The sequence below is a fragment of the Polaromonas sp. genome, assembly GCF_029945685.1.
In the GTDB taxonomy this organism is placed as follows: Bacteria; Pseudomonadota; Gammaproteobacteria; order Burkholderiales; family Burkholderiaceae_C; genus Polaromonas.
Genome location: NZ_JAQSDA010000025.1, coordinates 48,782 through 63,914, shown reverse-complemented (window position 1 = coordinate 63,914; position 15,133 = coordinate 48,782). Strand labels below are relative to the sequence as shown.

The 15,133-nt window shown below is 64.8% G+C and carries 16 protein-coding genes; 5 read left to right on the top strand and 11 right to left on the bottom strand.

What is annotated here, in order from left to right; translation table 11 throughout:
* Nucleotides 1–46 precede the first annotated feature (46 nt).
* On the top strand, nt 47–784 hold the full coding sequence (ompR, locus tag PSV26_RS16120; protein ID WP_300516728.1) for a two-component system response regulator OmpR: 738 nt from the start codon (nt 47–49) through the stop codon (nt 782–784).
* A 150-nt stretch (nt 785–934) separates the two neighbouring features.
* Entirely contained in the window at nt 935–2,260 is a 1,326-nt protein-coding gene (locus tag PSV26_RS16115) for a sensor histidine kinase (RefSeq protein ID WP_300516827.1), read from the top strand.
* Between the two features lie 208 nt (nt 2,261–2,468).
* On the opposite strand, the gene ispF is transcribed toward PSV26_RS16115, so the two are convergent.
* A complete protein-coding gene (gene ispF / locus PSV26_RS16110; protein WP_300516725.1) occupies nt 2,469–2,957 on the bottom strand; it encodes a 2-C-methyl-D-erythritol 2,4-cyclodiphosphate synthase in 489 nt (162 codons plus the stop codon).
* 100 nt (nt 2,958–3,057) lie between these two features.
* On the bottom strand, nt 3,058–3,882 hold the full coding sequence (ispD, locus tag PSV26_RS16105) for a 2-C-methyl-D-erythritol 4-phosphate cytidylyltransferase (protein ID WP_300516723.1): 825 nt from the start codon (nt 3,880–3,882) through the stop codon (nt 3,058–3,060).
* 127 nt (nt 3,883–4,009) lie between these two features.
* Here ispD and mfd point away from each other — a divergent pair, with 127 nt between their 5' ends.
* The gene (gene mfd / locus PSV26_RS16100) at nt 4,010–7,492 is read left to right on the top strand and encodes a transcription-repair coupling factor (RefSeq protein ID WP_300516721.1); all 3,483 of its coding nucleotides are present in this window, start codon (nt 4,010–4,012) and stop codon (nt 7,490–7,492) included.
* The gene (gene serB, locus PSV26_RS16095) at nt 7,489–8,232 is read left to right on the top strand and encodes a phosphoserine phosphatase SerB (RefSeq protein ID WP_300516719.1); all 744 of its coding nucleotides are present in this window, start codon (nt 7,489–7,491) and stop codon (nt 8,230–8,232) included. Before mfd ends, serB begins: the two co-directional genes overlap by 4 nt.
* 40 nt (nt 8,233–8,272) lie before the next feature.
* On the opposite strand, the gene PSV26_RS16090 is transcribed toward serB, so the two are convergent.
* Nucleotides 8,273–11,083 carry a 7TM diverse intracellular signaling domain-containing protein gene (locus PSV26_RS16090; RefSeq protein ID WP_300572136.1) on the bottom strand — a complete coding sequence of 937 codons (2,811 nt, stop codon included), beginning with the start codon at nt 11,081–11,083 and terminating at the stop codon, nt 8,273–8,275.
* Nucleotides 11,084–11,215: 132 nt separating this feature from the next.
* Between PSV26_RS16090 and PSV26_RS16085 the strand changes: the two genes are divergently transcribed.
* Nucleotides 11,216–11,545, top strand: coding sequence for a cupin domain-containing protein (locus PSV26_RS16085; protein ID WP_300516715.1), 330 nt, complete (start codon nt 11,216–11,218; stop codon nt 11,543–11,545).
* Nucleotides 11,546–11,684: 139 nt separating this feature from the next.
* Here the strand turns inward: PSV26_RS16085 and PSV26_RS16080 are convergent, their stop codons facing one another.
* From PSV26_RS16080 to PSV26_RS16045, 8 genes are all read right to left on the bottom strand, one after another.
* Nucleotides 11,685–12,080, bottom strand: a complete 396-nt coding sequence (locus tag PSV26_RS16080; protein ID WP_300516713.1) for a response regulator — start codon at nt 12,078–12,080, stop codon at nt 11,685–11,687.
* A 96-nt stretch (nt 12,081–12,176) separates the two neighbouring features.
* On the bottom strand, nt 12,177–12,380 hold the full coding sequence (locus PSV26_RS16075; RefSeq protein WP_300572134.1) for a hypothetical protein: 204 nt from the start codon (nt 12,378–12,380) through the stop codon (nt 12,177–12,179).
* A 145-nt stretch (nt 12,381–12,525) separates the two neighbouring features.
* A complete protein-coding gene (locus PSV26_RS16070) occupies nt 12,526–12,978 on the bottom strand; it encodes a hypothetical protein (RefSeq protein ID WP_300516708.1) in 453 nt (150 codons plus the stop codon).
* Nucleotides 12,979–13,088: 110 nt separating this feature from the next.
* Nucleotides 13,089–13,289: a hypothetical protein gene (locus tag PSV26_RS16065; RefSeq protein ID WP_300516705.1), complete on the bottom strand. Its 201-nt coding sequence runs from the start codon at nt 13,287–13,289 to the stop codon at nt 13,089–13,091.
* Nucleotides 13,290–13,299: 10 nt separating this feature from the next.
* Complete coding sequence (locus PSV26_RS16060; RefSeq protein ID WP_300572132.1) at nt 13,300–13,464, bottom strand: hypothetical protein; 165 nt, start codon at nt 13,462–13,464, stop codon at nt 13,300–13,302.
* 5 nt (nt 13,465–13,469) lie between these two features.
* Complete coding sequence (locus PSV26_RS16055; protein WP_300516704.1) at nt 13,470–13,646, bottom strand: hypothetical protein; 177 nt, start codon at nt 13,644–13,646, stop codon at nt 13,470–13,472.
* Nucleotides 13,647–13,840: 194 nt separating this feature from the next.
* Complete coding sequence (locus tag PSV26_RS16050; RefSeq protein WP_300516825.1) at nt 13,841–14,437, bottom strand: CDP-alcohol phosphatidyltransferase family protein; 597 nt, start codon at nt 14,435–14,437, stop codon at nt 13,841–13,843.
* Nucleotides 14,438–14,536: 99 nt separating this feature from the next.
* On the bottom strand, nt 14,537–15,019 hold the full coding sequence (locus PSV26_RS16045; protein ID WP_300572130.1) for a hypothetical protein: 483 nt from the start codon (nt 15,017–15,019) through the stop codon (nt 14,537–14,539).
* Nucleotides 15,020–15,133 lie beyond the last annotated feature (114 nt).

Below are 15,133 nucleotides of genomic sequence, written 5' to 3'. Positions count from 1 at the left end.
GTTTTTAGCCCGCAGAATTGGCTCTGTTACAAATTACGATCGCCTTATGACACAAGCTAGCAATTCCACCCGTGCTGACAAGATCCTGATTCTTGACGACGATGCCCGCATTCGCGACCTGCTGCGGCGCTACCTGACGCAGGAAGGCTTCGAGGTCATCCTGGCGGAGGACAGCAAGGCCCTGAACCGCATCATGATGCGCGATGCCGTGGACCTGATCGTGCTCGACCTGATGATGCCCGGCGAAGACGGCCTGTCCATCTGCCGCCGCCTGCGCGCCGCCAACGACCGCACCCCCATCATCATGCTGACCGCCAAGGGCGAGGACGTGGACCGTATCGTCGGCCTCGAAGTCGGCGCCGACGACTACCTGGCCAAGCCTTTCAATCCGCGCGAGCTGCTCGCGCGGATTCATGCGGTGCTGCGCCGTCGCCCCGCGGTCGAAGTGCCGGGCGCGCCGTCGAGCGAGCAGGAAGTGGTCAATTTCGGACCTTTCAGTTTCGACATGGGCTTGCGCACCCTGCAGAAAAATGGCGAGGAGCTGCCTCTGACCACCGGCGAATTCGCCATGCTCAAGACGCTGGTGCGGCATCCGCGCCAGCCGCTGTCGCGCGAAAAGCTGGCGCAACTGGCGCGCGGCCGGGAGTTCGAGCCCTTCGACCGCAGCCTGGACGTACAGGTCTCGCGCCTGCGCAAGCTGATCGAGTTGGACGCCGCTGCGCCCCGCTACATCCAGACCGTGTGGGGCATAGGCTACGTTTTCGTGCCGGACGGAACCAGCTAAAGAGCCACATGCTGCCGCACGCCCGACTGCTGTCTGGCTGACCGGGCCGATCCACCTCTCCGCCTTCCGAGTCCCCGAATGCAAGGCACACGCGCCGAACACCTGGAAACCGCCCCCGTGGCGCTTGAAACTGCACCTGCGCCCCTGGAGATGCGGCCGCGCGTCGGCCTGAGCCTGTTCTGGCGCACCTTTTTGTTCCTGTCGCTGCTGCTGATCGGCTGCATCGTCGCCTGGCTGCAAACCTTCCGCGCGCTGGAATTCGAGCCGCGCGCCGTGCAAAGCGCCAGGCAACTTGCCTCGTTGGTCAACCTGAGCCGCGCCGCGCTGAAGTACTCGGACTCCATCACCCGGGTCTGGCTGATCAAGACCCTGGCCGAGGAAGAAGGCGTGCGCATCTCGCCGCGCGAGCCGCGCGACAAGTTCGAGCGCTTTGTCAACGATCCCTTCAGTGAGCGCATCGGTGAAGAGCTCACCGCGCGCATGGGCGAAGGCACGGTGGTGGCCCGATCCGTCAACGGTGTCAAAGGTCTGTGGGTGGGGTTCAACATTGACGGCGACGCCTACTGGCTGCTGACCGACCCCTCGCGGCTGGGGCCCCTGCAGGGCGGCACCTGGCTGATCTGGCTGATCACCGCAGCCATCCTGTCGCTGCTCGGCGCCGCGCTGATTGCGCGCCTCATCAACCGGCCGCTCAAGCAACTGTCTTTTGCCGCCAGCCGCATGCGTGACGGTGACTTTGACGCCAGCCTGCTTGATGAACAGGTGGCGACCAGCGAGATCCGCGAAGTCAACATCGGCTTCAACCGTATGGCCGAGCAGCTCTCCAAAATCGAGGAAGACCGCGTCATCATGCTGGCCGGCATTTCGCACGACCTGCGCACGCCGCTGGCGCGGCTGCGACTCGAAACAGAAATGAGCGTGGCCGATCCGGAGGCCCGCGCCCACATGGCCGCCGACATCACCCAGCTCGACGCGATCATCGACAAATTCCTCGACTACGCCCGGCCCGATCCGCCGCAGCTGGGGTCGGTGTCGCTCAATGCCATCATCGAGGCGGCCGTCTATTCCGTGGCCGAATACACCGACATGCGCGTCAATGTGACGTTGCCGGGCCAGATTGCTGTGCTGGCCGACGAGGTCGAACTGTCCCGCGTGATCGCCAACCTGCTGGAAAATGCGCGGCGTTATGGCAAGACGCCGGACACCGGCATCGCCGTGGTGGATATTGCGGCCAAGGAACGCGACCAGTGGGTGCTGATCAAGGTGCGCGACCACGGCACCGGCGTTGCGCCCCAGGCCCTGAACAACCTGACCAAACCCTTTTTCCGCGGCGACGCAGCACGCACTGCAGCGACCGGCGCCGGTCTCGGCCTGGCGATTGTCGAAAAAACCCTGCACCGCATGGGCGGCGTGTTTGCGCTGGCCAACACCGGCTCGGGCGGGTTGGCGGCGCATATCAAACTAAGAAGAGGTTGAATAGCGCCCCCACGGTCGCTCACTGCGTGTAGCTCCCTGCCCCCCGAGGGGGCCGCTGCGCCTACGGGCCGGCAGAGCCGGACCCGCGGCCCCTGCTTGAAAAGAGAGGCTCACGCGTTCACTTCCAGGAATCCGTTCGTACTGAGCTTGTCGACGGATGATGAATCAAATCGTGCCTCAGCCCTTATCTGTCGGGCGCAAGCAGCTACTAAAACAATAGCGCCACGGCACGCGCTTCGATGCTCAGCCCCTGCCCCACCGGCCCCAGCTTCTCGGCGGTCTTGGCTTTCACGTTGACGCGGCTGGCCTCCAGCCCCAGGGTTTGCGCGATGCGTTCGCGCATGGCCGGAATGTGGCTGGCCAGTTTGGGCGCCTGCGCGATCACCGTGCTGTCGATATTGCCGATATGCAAGCCGCGTTCGGCCAGCCGTCGGCCGGTTTCGCGCAGCAGCAGCACCGAGTCCGCCCCCTTGAAGTGGACGTCGGTGTCGGGGAAATGGCTGCCGATGTCGCCGAGACCGGCCGCGCCCAGCAGGGCGTCGATGATCGCGTGAATCAGCACGTCGGCGTCCGAGTGGCCCAGCAGGCCGGCGCTGTGCGGCACCGTCACACCGCCAATGATCAGCGCCCGGCCCGGCACCAGTGCATGGGTGTCCCAGCCCTCACCGATGCGGAATGGTGCCCCTACGCTCCCCACTTCGCGAGCCTCCGGCGTTTCGCTGCCCCTGGTACCAGGAAAAGGGGCGCTGCGCCTGCGGACCGGCAAAGCCGGATCCGCGGCCCCGGCTGGTAAAGAGTCAGATGGATTCGCGGCCGGTGTCATCAGATAAAACTTTCTGTGCAGCTTTCGGTGCGGCGGGTTTGCGCGCCCGCGGCCTGGCTGGCGTCCGGCTTTTGATCAGGGCTTCGGCCAGCAGGAAATCTTCCGGCCAGGTGACCTTGAAGTTGTGGGCGCTGCCGCGCACCAGTTGCGGCGCCACACCAGCCGCTTCCATGGCGCTGGCTTCGTCGGTCACCGGCTCGCCCAGGGTTTGCGCCATCTTCAGTGCCTGCGTCAAGGCGCCCAGGCGAAACATCTGCGGTGTCTGTGCCAGCCATTTGTCCGAGCGATCCAGGGTGGCAGCCACGCGTTCGTCGCGCCCCTGCTTGAGCGTGTCGGGCACCGGCTGGGCCAGCAGGCCGCCCACCGGGTCGCTGTGGCAGGCATCGATCAGCCGGTCGATCAGCGCGGGGGTGACCAGGCAACGTGCGGCGTCATGGACCAGCACCCAATCGTCAGGTTCGGCGCCGCTGGCCGCGAGTTGCTCCAGGCCGCCCAGCACGCTGGCGGCACGTGTGGCGCCGCCACAGGCTACCACCTCGTAGCCGGTGCCGGTCTGTCCCTTGAAAAAATCGTCACCGGGGGCGACCACCACGAGGCAGGAATCGATACGCGCCACCCCGGCAAAAGCCTGCAGCGTGTGCTGCACCATGGGCACGCCCGCGATCGGCTGGTACTGCTTGGGCAAGGCGGCGCCTGCCCTCTGAGCAGCGCTCTCGTCCATGGCGCGCATGCCCTGACCCGCGCACGGAATCAGCGCAAAAAAGCGGGGAACCAGGGATTTTGGCGGGATCGGCGTCATGGCCTGATCATAGATTCTAAAATCAGGGACTCAAAGGCCAGCCAGGGCCGTTCACACCCCACTCCGCACCGTTTGGGGTGTTTTCCTTTTTTCCGCCGCTTTTCTGTCACCCCATTCCGACTGCTTCATGGATTTACCCAAACTTCTCCCTGGCAAACGCTACACCCTGCCGCAACCCGCCGGCTCTGCCGACGCCCTGTTGCTGGCGCAGCTGGGCCTGCGGGAAAAAGCGGCCGGTCGCCTCACCGCCATCGTCACCGCGGACGCGGCCACGGCGCAACGCCTGCTGGACGAGCTGGCCTTTTTTGCGCCTGACCTGCGCTGTGCCCTGTTTCCCGACTGGGAAACCCTGCCCTACGACACTTTCTCGCCGCACCAGGACCTGATCAGCGAACGGCTGGCCACCCTGTGGCGCCTGCATGTCTCCGGCGGCCAGCGCGACAAGGAGAGCGGCGTCGATGTGGTGATCGTGCCCGCCACCACGGCGCTGTACCGTCTGGCGCCGCCGTCCTTCCTGGCCGGCTACACCTTTCACTTCAAGGTCAAGCAAAAGCTCGATGAGGCCAAGCTCAAGAGCCAGCTCACCCTGGCCGGCTACACCCACGTCTCGCAGGTCGTGAGCCCCGGCGAATATGCGGTGCGCGGCGGCCTGATCGACCTGTTTCCCATGGGTTCGGCCGTGCCTTACCGGGTGGACCTGTTCGACGACGAGATCGACTCGATCCGCACCTTCGACCCCGACAGCCAGCGCAGCCTGTACCCGGTGCCCGAAGTGCGGCTGCTGCCAGGCCGCGAGTTCCCGATGGATGACGACGCGCGTGCCAAATTCAGGAACCGCTGGCGCGAACTGCTGGACGGCGACCCGACCAAAAGCCGCATCTACAAGGACATCGGCAACGGCGTGGCGACGGCCGGCATCGAGTACTACCTGCCACTGTTTTTCGACGACACGGCGACCGTGTTCGACTACCTCGGCACTGACGCCACCGTGGTCCTGCACGGCGACCTGGAACCGGCCTTCCAGCGTTTCTGGCAGGACACCAAGGACCGCTACCGCCTGGTGCAGGGTGCGCCGGACCGCCCGGCCCTGCCGCCGGAAGCGCTGTTCCTGGGCACCGAGCAGTTTTATGCCCGCGCCAACGACTACGCGCAGCTGGCCATCCGCCCCGCGGTCGAGGACGTGGCCGACAACGCGAACTTCCAGAAACTCGGTGAGATGTCGGTGGTGCGCGGCGCGGAAGACCCGCTGGCGCGCCTGAAGGCACATATCCGCAACACACCGCAGCGGGTGCTGCTGCTGGCCGAAAGCGACGGGCGGCGCGAAAGCCTGCTCGATTTCCTGCGCGCCAGCAGCGTCAGTCCGCCGGCTTTTGATTCGCTGGAAGACTTCCAGCACAGCAGCGAAAAACTCGGCATTGCGACGGCGGCCCTGAACACAGGCTTCAGCTGGCTGGCCGGCGACATTGACTTCGTCACCGAAACCGAGCTGTTCGCCGCGGGTGTCGTGACCCGGCGCCGCAACAAGAAACAGGAGCAGGTCAGCGACGTCGAGGCGCTGATCAAGGACCTGTCCGAGCTCAATGTCGGCGACCCGGTGGTGCACAGCGCGCACGGCATCGGCCGCTACAAGGGCCTGGTCAACATGGACCTGGGCCAGGGCAACACCGAGTTCCTGCACCTCCAGTACGCCGACGACGCAACGCTCTACGTGCCGGTCAGCCAGCTGCAGCAGATCAGCCGCTACACCGGCGTCAGCGCCGACGAGGCGCCGCTGCACCGCCTGGGCAGCGGCCAGTGGGAAAAAGCCAAGCGCAAGGCCGCCGAACAGGTGCGCGACTCGGCCGCCGAACTGCTCAACATCTACGCGCGCCGCGCCGCGCGTGAAGGCCATGCCTTCCGCTATTCGCCGGACGACTACGAAAGTTTTGCCAACGACTTCGGCTTCGAGGAAACCGCCGACCAGCGCGCCGCCATCCACGCCGTGATCCAGGACATGATCAGCCCGCGCCCCATGGACCGCCTGGTCTGCGGCGATGTCGGTTTTGGCAAGACCGAAGTCGCCCTGCGCGCGGCCTTCATCGCCATCACCGGCGGCAAGCAGGTCGCGCTGCTGGCGCCCACCACGCTGCTGGCCGAGCAGCATTACCAGACGCTGGTGGACCGCTTTGCCAAATGGCCGGTCAAGGTCGCCGAGATGAGCCGCTTCCGCTCCGGCAAGGAGATCACCGCCGCCATCAAGGGCATCGCCGACGGCAGCATCGACATCGTGGTCGGCACGCACAAGCTGTTGAGCCAGGACGTGAAGTTCCAGCGCCTGGGCCTGCTCATCATCGACGAGGAACACCGCTTCGGCGTGCGCCACAAGGAGGCCATGAAGGCCATGCGCGCCGAGGTCGATGTGCTGACCCTGACCGCCACGCCGATTCCGCGCACCCTGGGCATGGCGCTCGAGGGCCTGCGCGACCTCAGCGTGATCGCCACCGCGCCGCAGCGGCGCCTGGCGATCAAGACCTTTGTGCGCAGCGAAAGCAATGGCGTGATCCGCGAGGCGGTGCTGCGCGAACTGAAACGCGGCGGCCAGGTCTACTTCCTGCACAACGAGGTCGAGACCATCCAGAACCGCCGCGAAAAGCTCGAAGCGCTGCTGCCCGAGGCGCGCATTGCGGTGGCGCACGGCCAGATGCCGGAGCGTGAACTCGAGAAAGTCATGAAGGACTTCGTGGCGCAGCGCTACAACCTGCTGCTGTGCTCAACCATCATCGAAACCGGGATTGACGTGCCCAGCGCCAACACCATTGTGATGAGCCGTGCCGACAAGTTCGGCCTGGCACAGCTGCACCAGTTGCGCGGGCGTGTGGGCCGCAGCCACCACCAGGCCTATGCCTATCTGATGGTGCCCGACATCGAGGGCCTGACCAAACAGGCCAGCCAGCGGCTGGAAGCCATCCAGCAGATGGAAGAACTCGGCTCCGGTTTTTACCTCGCCATGCACGACCTGGAAATCCGCGGCACCGGCGAGGTGCTGGGCGAAAACCAGAGCGGCAACATGATGGAAATCGGTTTTCAGCTCTACAACGAAATGCTCAACGAAGCCGTAGCCTCGCTCAAGGCCGGCCGCGAGCCGGACCTGCTGGCGCCGCTCAATGTCAGCACCGAGATCAACCTGCATGCGCCGGCCCTGCTGCCGAGCGACTACTGCGGCGATGTGCATCTGCGCCTGAGTTTCTATAAAAAGCTGGCGACCGCCAAAAATACCGACCAGATCGACGCGCTGCTCGAGGAGATCGTGGACCGTTTCGGCAAGCTGCCGGCGCAGGCGCAGACCCTGATCGACGTGCACCGCCTGCGCGTGATCGCCAAGCCCTACGGCGTGGTCAAGGTCGATGCTGCGCCCACCGTGATCAACATCACCTTCCGGAAGGACCCGCCCATCGACCCGATGGCCATCATGCACCTGATCCAGAAGAACAAACACATCAAGCTGGCCGGCAACGACAAGCTGCGCATTGAACGCGAACTCAAGGAACCCAAGGACCGCGCGCAGATGGTTCGCGATGTATTGAAATCCCTCGGACAACCCAAAACCACCACGGAAGCCACGCCCGCATGACCCCCGCTGAAACCCTCCCCGGCCTTGTCGTCAAGCTCACCACGCCCGATCTCAAACTCGGTGACTTCAAGCTGATCGCTTTCGACATGGACTCGACCCTGATCAACATCGAGTGTGTCGACGAAATCGCGGATGCCGCCGGCCGCAAGGCCGAGGTGTCGGCCATCACCGAAGCGGCCATGCGCGGCGAAATTGCCGACTACAAGGAAAGTCTGCGTCGGCGTGTGGCGCTGCTCAAGGGCGTCAGCGTCACCAGCATGGACGAGGTCTACCACCAGCGGCTCAAGCTCAACCCTGGCGCCGCCGAACTGGTGCATGCCTGCAAGGCGGCCGGCCTGAAGGTGCTGCTGGTCAGCGGGGGCTTCACCTTTTTCACCGACCGGGTGCGCGACGAGCTCGGCATCGACTACACGCGCTCGAACGTGCTGGAAGTCGAGAACGGCCTGCTGACCGGCCGCATGGTGGACCAGCCCTGGGGCGACATCTGTGACGGCGAGGAAAAGAGAAAAATGCTGCTGCAGACCTGCGCCATGCTCGACATCACCCCTGACCAGGCCATTGCCATGGGGGATGGGGCCAACGACCTGCCGATGATGGGCGAGGCCGGCCTGTCGGTGGCTTACCACGCCAAGCCGAAGGTGCGCGAGCAGGCCATGGTTGCCATCAACGAGGGGGGTCTCGACCGCCTGCTGGAAGTGTTCAGCCCCCCTTCCGGCCAGACCGCTACGCCGGCCTGCTGACGCGGGCGGTCCATGCCGCCGGCGTGAAACTGAAGGCGGCCTACAGCAGGGCCGGTTGCACCAGCGCGTCCTGCGCCTGCAATGCCAGCGGCAGACGCACCGTGAAACAGGTGCCCGAACCCGCCGGGACCACCAGGCTGCTGACCTCGATCGTGCCACCGTACAGGTCCACCGCGTTCTTGACAATCGCCAGTCCCAGGCCGGTGCCGGGAATCGCGCCGACATTGCTGGCGCGGTGAAAAGACTCGAACAGGTGGCTGATTTCATCGGCAGGAATGCCGATGCCCTTGTCCGACACTTCCAGTACCAGGTGCTGGTCCGCCAGAAAAACACGGCACAGCACAACACCGCCCAGCGGCGAATACTTGACGGCGTTGGACAGCAGGTTGCCCAGGATGTGCCTGAGGAGTTTCTCGTCATGCAGCCCGGTCTCGCCCGCGGCCGTAAACAGCAGGCGCAGCTCGCACGGGTTGTCAGGCTGCAGGGTGCGCGCTTCCCGGACCAGTTGCTGGCAGAGTTTTTCAAGGTCCAGAGGCCGGGGTTCGAACTCCAGCATCTGGGCGTCGGACTTGCCGATCAGCAGCACGCGATCGAGCATGCGCGTCATGCGTTGAACGCTGGCCGCGATGGTGTCAAGCACTTCCGTCTTCTCGGGCGCAGGCAGGCGCTCGCCGTAATGCTTGAGAATTTCCCCGGATGAAAGGATGCTTGCCAGTGGCGTGCGGAACTCGTGGCTGGTCATGGCCACAAAACGGCTGCGCAGCTCATTGAGTTCCCGCTGGCGCTGCAGCGCCTCGCGGGTATCCTGTTCCGATTTCTTGCGTTCGGTGATGTCAAGAAAAGTCCAGATCACCCCCGCCTGCGGGTCCAGCGGCTGCAGGCAACTGCCACCCGCCTGCACCCAGAACAACTCGCCGCCGCGCCGCCGAAACTGCTGCTCGCAGGTATAGGTGCCGGCGGTTCTCAGGGCTTCGTGCGCGCGCTGCCCGAAGTTTTCCCACGCTGCGGCGTCCGTGTGCAGCTGCAGGGCCGAATGGCCGATCAGGTCCTCGCGCGTGTAGCCCATCATCTCGGCGAACTTGGCGTTGACCCACTCCAGCCGGCGCGCCACCGACAACACGATGCCGACCAGCGCGCTGTTCAGGATGGCTTCCCGCTCCGACGAGGTCCGTATCAGCTCGGCCTCCAGCTCCTTGCGCCGGGTGATATCCGTCATCACCCACACCGTGCCCTGCGTCAGGTCGCGCGGGCTGACCGCCTTGCCGGACAGGGAAATCCAGATGTGGGTACCGGTGCACTGGCGGACCTGGATCTCGGTCGCGTAAGCCTGCCCCGCCCGGATGCAGGCCGCCACCTCTCCCCCGATACGCAGGTAGTCCTCGCGCGACAGGTAAAACGGCTCCATCGAGGTCAGCGGCTGGTCGCCGGCGGCAAAAATGTCGAGCATGGCCTGGTTCGCCCAGCGAAAGCGCCCTTCCGGCGTCAGGAACGCGATGCCGACGATGGAGTTGGCAAGAATGGTTTCGCGCTCCTGCAGCACGGCGCGGTAACGCTCCTGCGACTGGCGCAGGGCTTCAACCATGGCATGGTCGGCCTGGCTGGCGGCCTGGGCCTTTTCCTTTTCAGCCAGCGCCACATTGATGCGGTCTGCCAGCGCAAAGGAAAGGAGCACCATCTCCAGCGCCGAACCGACCAGGAGTGCATTGGAAGTCAGCAGGTTGGAAGGCAGGATGCCCGTGTTGTGCAGCACAAAAGTCGCCACCCCCAGCAGCAACACCGTCCAGGCGGTCAGAAAATAAGGCGCGCCGGGAAATTTCTCCAGCACACTGAGCACGCCGGCCAGCACAACCACCGGCACACTGACGATGGCCAGCACGGTCACCATCCACGATGAAACCGTGTAGGGAAGCAGCAGCCCCGCCAGCAGCGCCAGCAGCCAGGCGCCGGTCAGGAGCTGCATCACGCGGTTGATGCGCGGCATGCGCAGGGCAGTGTCGAGAAACCTGCGGGCGAACAAAAGCCCGAACGCGGCCGCGGTGGCCATGCCCACCGGCGGCGACACGCTGTTCCACCAGGTTTGTCCAGGCCAGAGAAACTGCCCGCCGAGTCCCGTCAATGCGGCCTGCGACACGGCCATGCCACCGACAAAACCGACATAAATCAGGTAAGCCCGGTCGCGCACGGAAAAATACAGCAGCAGGTTGTACAGCAGCAGGCCGACCAGCAGGCCGAAGTAGAGGCTGAGCAGCGCGTATTCCTGCTGGTCATGCTGCCACAGTGCCCCCGGCTGCCACAGGGAGGTCGGGGCCGACACGGTTCCCTCCGACTGGACACGGAGATAAAGCAGGGTCTCGGCACCGGGCTGCAGCGTCACGGGCAACACATGATTGCGGTGGGGCACGGCCCGGCTGGCAAAAGGCAGCAGATCCCCGCCCCTTTGGTGGTCAAACCCGCCACGGGGGTTCTGCGTATAGAGGTCCAGCTGGTCGATCGCCGGATAGCCGAGCTCCAGCAGCCAGGGCGCCGGTGTGTCTGCCCGGGCCTGCAGCGTGATGCGCAGCCAGAAGGCCGACGAGGTCAGGCCGAAATTGGTGGCCGACCCGCTCTGGGCCACGGGCCTGAAGCGCGCCTGCTGGCCCGGCTGCAGCACCTCGTCCAGGGTCAGCTGGCCAGCACGGTCTTCCAGCACCATGAAGGCGCGCGACAAGGGGTAGCTGCCCTCCTGGCCGATCACCAGCGTGCCGCTCTGCGCATGCAGCAGCGGAAACATCAGCAGCGCCAGCACCAGCAGCAACCCGCGCAGCGCCAGACGCGGGGGGACAAGGTGTCGGAAGCACGGGAGTTCAGGCATGTGGGTGGCGCAAAGCCCCTTTTTGGCGCCCATTATCCTACGCCGGACCGGGCGTGGAAGCTGGCGAACCCTGCCTATGGACAAACCCGTCCGGGCTGGTTAGTGTGACAGGCCACCCCGAAGGAAAACACCATGGCCCTGGACCACGCGCAGCCGCTCGATGTCATCAATGTGCAGCCCCTTGCCGGCAAACTGCCGGATGTAAAAACCCACAGCCTGCTCAAGACCGGAAAACTTCAGCTGATGCGCCTGGTGCTGGCGGCCGGCCAGAACGTGCCCGAACACCAGGTGTCCGGGGAAATCACCATCCATTGCCTCGAGGGGCAGGCCGTGGTCAGCACACCCGGACTTTCGCGCACGCTCGGCCCGGGCGAGCTGATGGCCCTGCCCGGCGGCGAGCCCCATGCGCTGCAGGCCACCACGGACGCCTCGCTGCTGGTCACCATCTTGCTGAACCCCTGAGCAGCGGGCCCCGGCGCGGCCAGGTCATCAAGGCCGGATGCTACTTTTTTGATAGCTGCCTGCGCTTGCAGGATAAGGGCTGCATCCTGTTTTCAGCAAACAACCACAGGCGGCGCCGGGAAAGCCCGGGCCTCAGGCCTCAATCCACCGGCAGCGGCAGGTCACGGGCGGTTTCGGCAATGCAATAGGCAAAGAACTCGTCGAGTTCATTGGACTTGTCGAACACCGCATCGGCGCCCAGCGCCAGGCTGCGCCGGCGAATATCAATCGTGGCGAAATTGGTCAGCACCACCACCTTCTGGTGGGACTCTCGCTGGCGGCAGCCGGCCAGCACGCCCAGGCCGCTGCCCTCGCGCAGGAACATGTCGACGATGGCCAGTTGCCACTGCCCATCATGCAGCGAGAGCCAGCGCGTGGCTTCGACTTCGGTGGCGGCATGACCGACCACGGTGACCGACGCGATCTCTTCCAGCGTGTCGATCAGGTTGTCGAGGATGGTCTGGTTGTCCTCAACGAGATAGGTAATGAGCGCCAAGGGTTTTCCTGCTTTTACGGGTCAGAAGGGTCGGGGCCACCATGGGCCGGAACGGGCTGTCGGCAAAAATGCAGACGCGGTCGCCATGAAAAAATCCTAGTTCAACAGGCCCAACACCCGCTGCAAGTGGGCTGCCTTCAGGCGCGCGTGGGCCGCGTCCAGTGCGGCGAAGGCCGCGTCGATGGCACGCTGGTCGGGCACCGGTGCGCGCAGCAGCATGTCGTAAGTGGCCCGCAGAAAATCGTAGTCGGCCAGGGCCACGGTGGGGCGAGTGTGAGAGCTGGTGAGGTGTGCCTGCATGTCATCTCCGGCTGGGTGGTCCACGATGCAGGGTCGGCCGATCCCTGCCCCACATGTAACTCATTGTGGGCGGGCCGGACCGACTTTGGCATAGGTCAACTCAAACTCCCGATGTCGGAGGCCACCTACCGGGGCGGCCGCTGCATCAATCCAGGTGGTCGAGCAGCAGCGGCGCAACCATTTCCAGAAAGCGGTATTCGCCTTCAGGCAGGTGTTGGGCGTCGGGGTCCATCTGGCAAAGTGTGCCGTACAGATGACTCGGACCGCGCGACAGCGGCAAGCCCACATAGGCATTGATCCGCCCACGCTGGATGTGGGTGGCCAGGCGCGGGTCGGCCAGGACATCCTCGCTGACAAAGGCCTGGCTGGCTTCCACAAAACTGCAAAGCGAGTGGTCGCGGGGCGTGGGTGGCAAGGGAGAGGCCACCTGGCCCAGCCGGTCGTGAATACCCACGTTCAGCATCACATCACCGTCGAGTTTGTAGATGGCCGTGTAGCGGTGCGGCGCGCGGCGGTTCAGGAAGGCCAGCGCGCCGGGAACCCCTTGGTCCGCCAGCACTGCCTTGAATTTGGCAATGTCGTCAAAGCAGTCTTGCACTGGGGGGCTTTCAGTAGGTGGCCGGGCGACCGTGGCGTGAAGCCACGATTGTATGCAGCGGGACGAAAGCCGGTGTCTCGGCTGGTTATGAGCGACGAAAGCCCAGGCTGCTACAGCGGACGGAGATGGGTAGGCGGGTCCGAGTCGCCCATCGCCATCTTGAAGCGGATGTGGGCTTCGTCCATGGCCACCATGGCGTCGTTGACCGCCTTGTAGTCCGGCGGGTCCATGCTCAGAAAACGCATGTAGTCCGCCCGCGCCTCGTCGTAGTCTGCCAGGGCTTCCTGCGCTTTCGTGAGGGGAGCAGTCATGGGTCGGGCCTTAAATAGGGGGTTGAACCGTTCCGGGTTCTTCCGGATGCGCCGGCGGGGGCACGGGCCCAAGGTCGGGCTCGACCGGAAACTCGGCAGGCGCCGGCACGGTTTTTCCGCCAGGCGACAGCGGCTCGCCATTTTCGGAGGGGTGGGTACGGTGGGTGGCCGACATGGTCGTCAGAAAGCAGTGATCCAGGATTGCACCGGAACCCCTACAGTCGCCAGCGCGGCTACCGCGGCAATGCCCGCCGACACCGATGAGACATAGGCCACCAGCGAACCCCACACACCCGGGGGCGGTGTAGCGGACAGCCCGGCGGACTTCGGAGGGGAGGTATCTTTAACGATTGGCATGCCGCTATTTTTGGTGAAACGCGACGCTTTTTCCATAGGCGGAATCTGAAAGGCTCTGTCAGTGGCGGCCGACACAGCAACCGGTAGCGCGCCACTCTATGCGTCAACGCTCCCTTTTTGATAGCATCTCGCGCAATCCACACAAGGGCTGGAGCCCCATTTGGCTTCACGACAAGGATCACCCAACGCGGAACTCAGAATTTGGGAATACGCAGTGTCTTGCTCAGCATCAGCGTGCCGGACAGCACGAACAGCAGGGACAGAGGGTGCAGCGCCCAAGGGCCCAGCATCCAGACACCGCCGTAGAGCTGGTCTCCCAGACGGTCCTGCCAGGCCGCCACCGCCAGCAAGGCGGTGAGCAGCACACTGGTGGGAATCGGTGTGCCCTCGAAATAGGCCACCTTGTCGGCACCTGCCGACAAGGTTTCCGCCGTGACGTTGTAGCGTGCCAGCCGGCTCACGCCGCAGCAGACAAAGTAGATCAGCGCGATCCAGTCCCAGCCGCCCCGCAGACCCGCCGCAAACGCCAGCGCGGCAGGGGCCACACCAAATGAAATGATGTCTGCCAGCGAATCAAGCTCACGCCCCAGCGCCGAATGCTGGCTGCGCCAGCGTGCCACGCGGCCATCCAGCACGTCGAAGATAAAGGCCGCCGGAGCCATCGCCGCAGCCGCATAAAACCAGGCCTTGGCACCCTCCACCGCGTACAGCATCGCCAGAAAAACACCCGCAACCCCGCAGGCCGCATTACACAGCGTGAGGAAATCCGCGAGGTGAAACTCGCGCAACATGGAAAAATGTCTGGGCTTGTCAGTCAAGGGCGCCTGCTTTCATCGGTGATCGTATCGGTCCGGCCAGCCTGGCGGCCTGCCATGCCGTACTTTATTTACTTATTTCTGCGGCACCGGAACCAGCAGCACCGGCGCATTGGTCTGCGGCTCAATGCGCACCGAGGTGGCGCCGGCCGGCACCACCACGGTTTCGACCTCGCGAATCACCCCGCCGCCGGCGACACTGCCGCTGGCGTTGCCATAACCGCTGACGCGGGCTTCGCAGGCCGAGCGGTCTTCGCCCGTGAGCGCTTCACAGCGCAAGCGGGCATTGGCTTCAAACTGGGCGCCGCTGTTGTCCATCTTGCCGCTGCGTTTTTCAGCCCCGGCATTGTTGACTTCCCGCAGACAGGTGGCCTGGTCCTGCTGGGACCGGCCTTCCATGCAGGCAGCGCGCTCCTTCTGTGCATTGCCCGAGGCATCAATACCCGTGGTGCCGGTCGCCGTGATGGGTGCCTGCGCCAGGGCTGCGCCCATGAGCAGGGACAGCCCCAGGCCGGCCCAGGCGCGGTGTGCACGGAAAACGAGGTTGGTGGTGATCATGTGGTGGTCCTGAACGGTGAAAGATGCCCCAGTCTAGGCAGACGGGCGCGGCCGGCCTGAGGGAGATCACGCCCGACCGACAGCGCGACCCACGCGAGTGTCTGTAGGACAGGT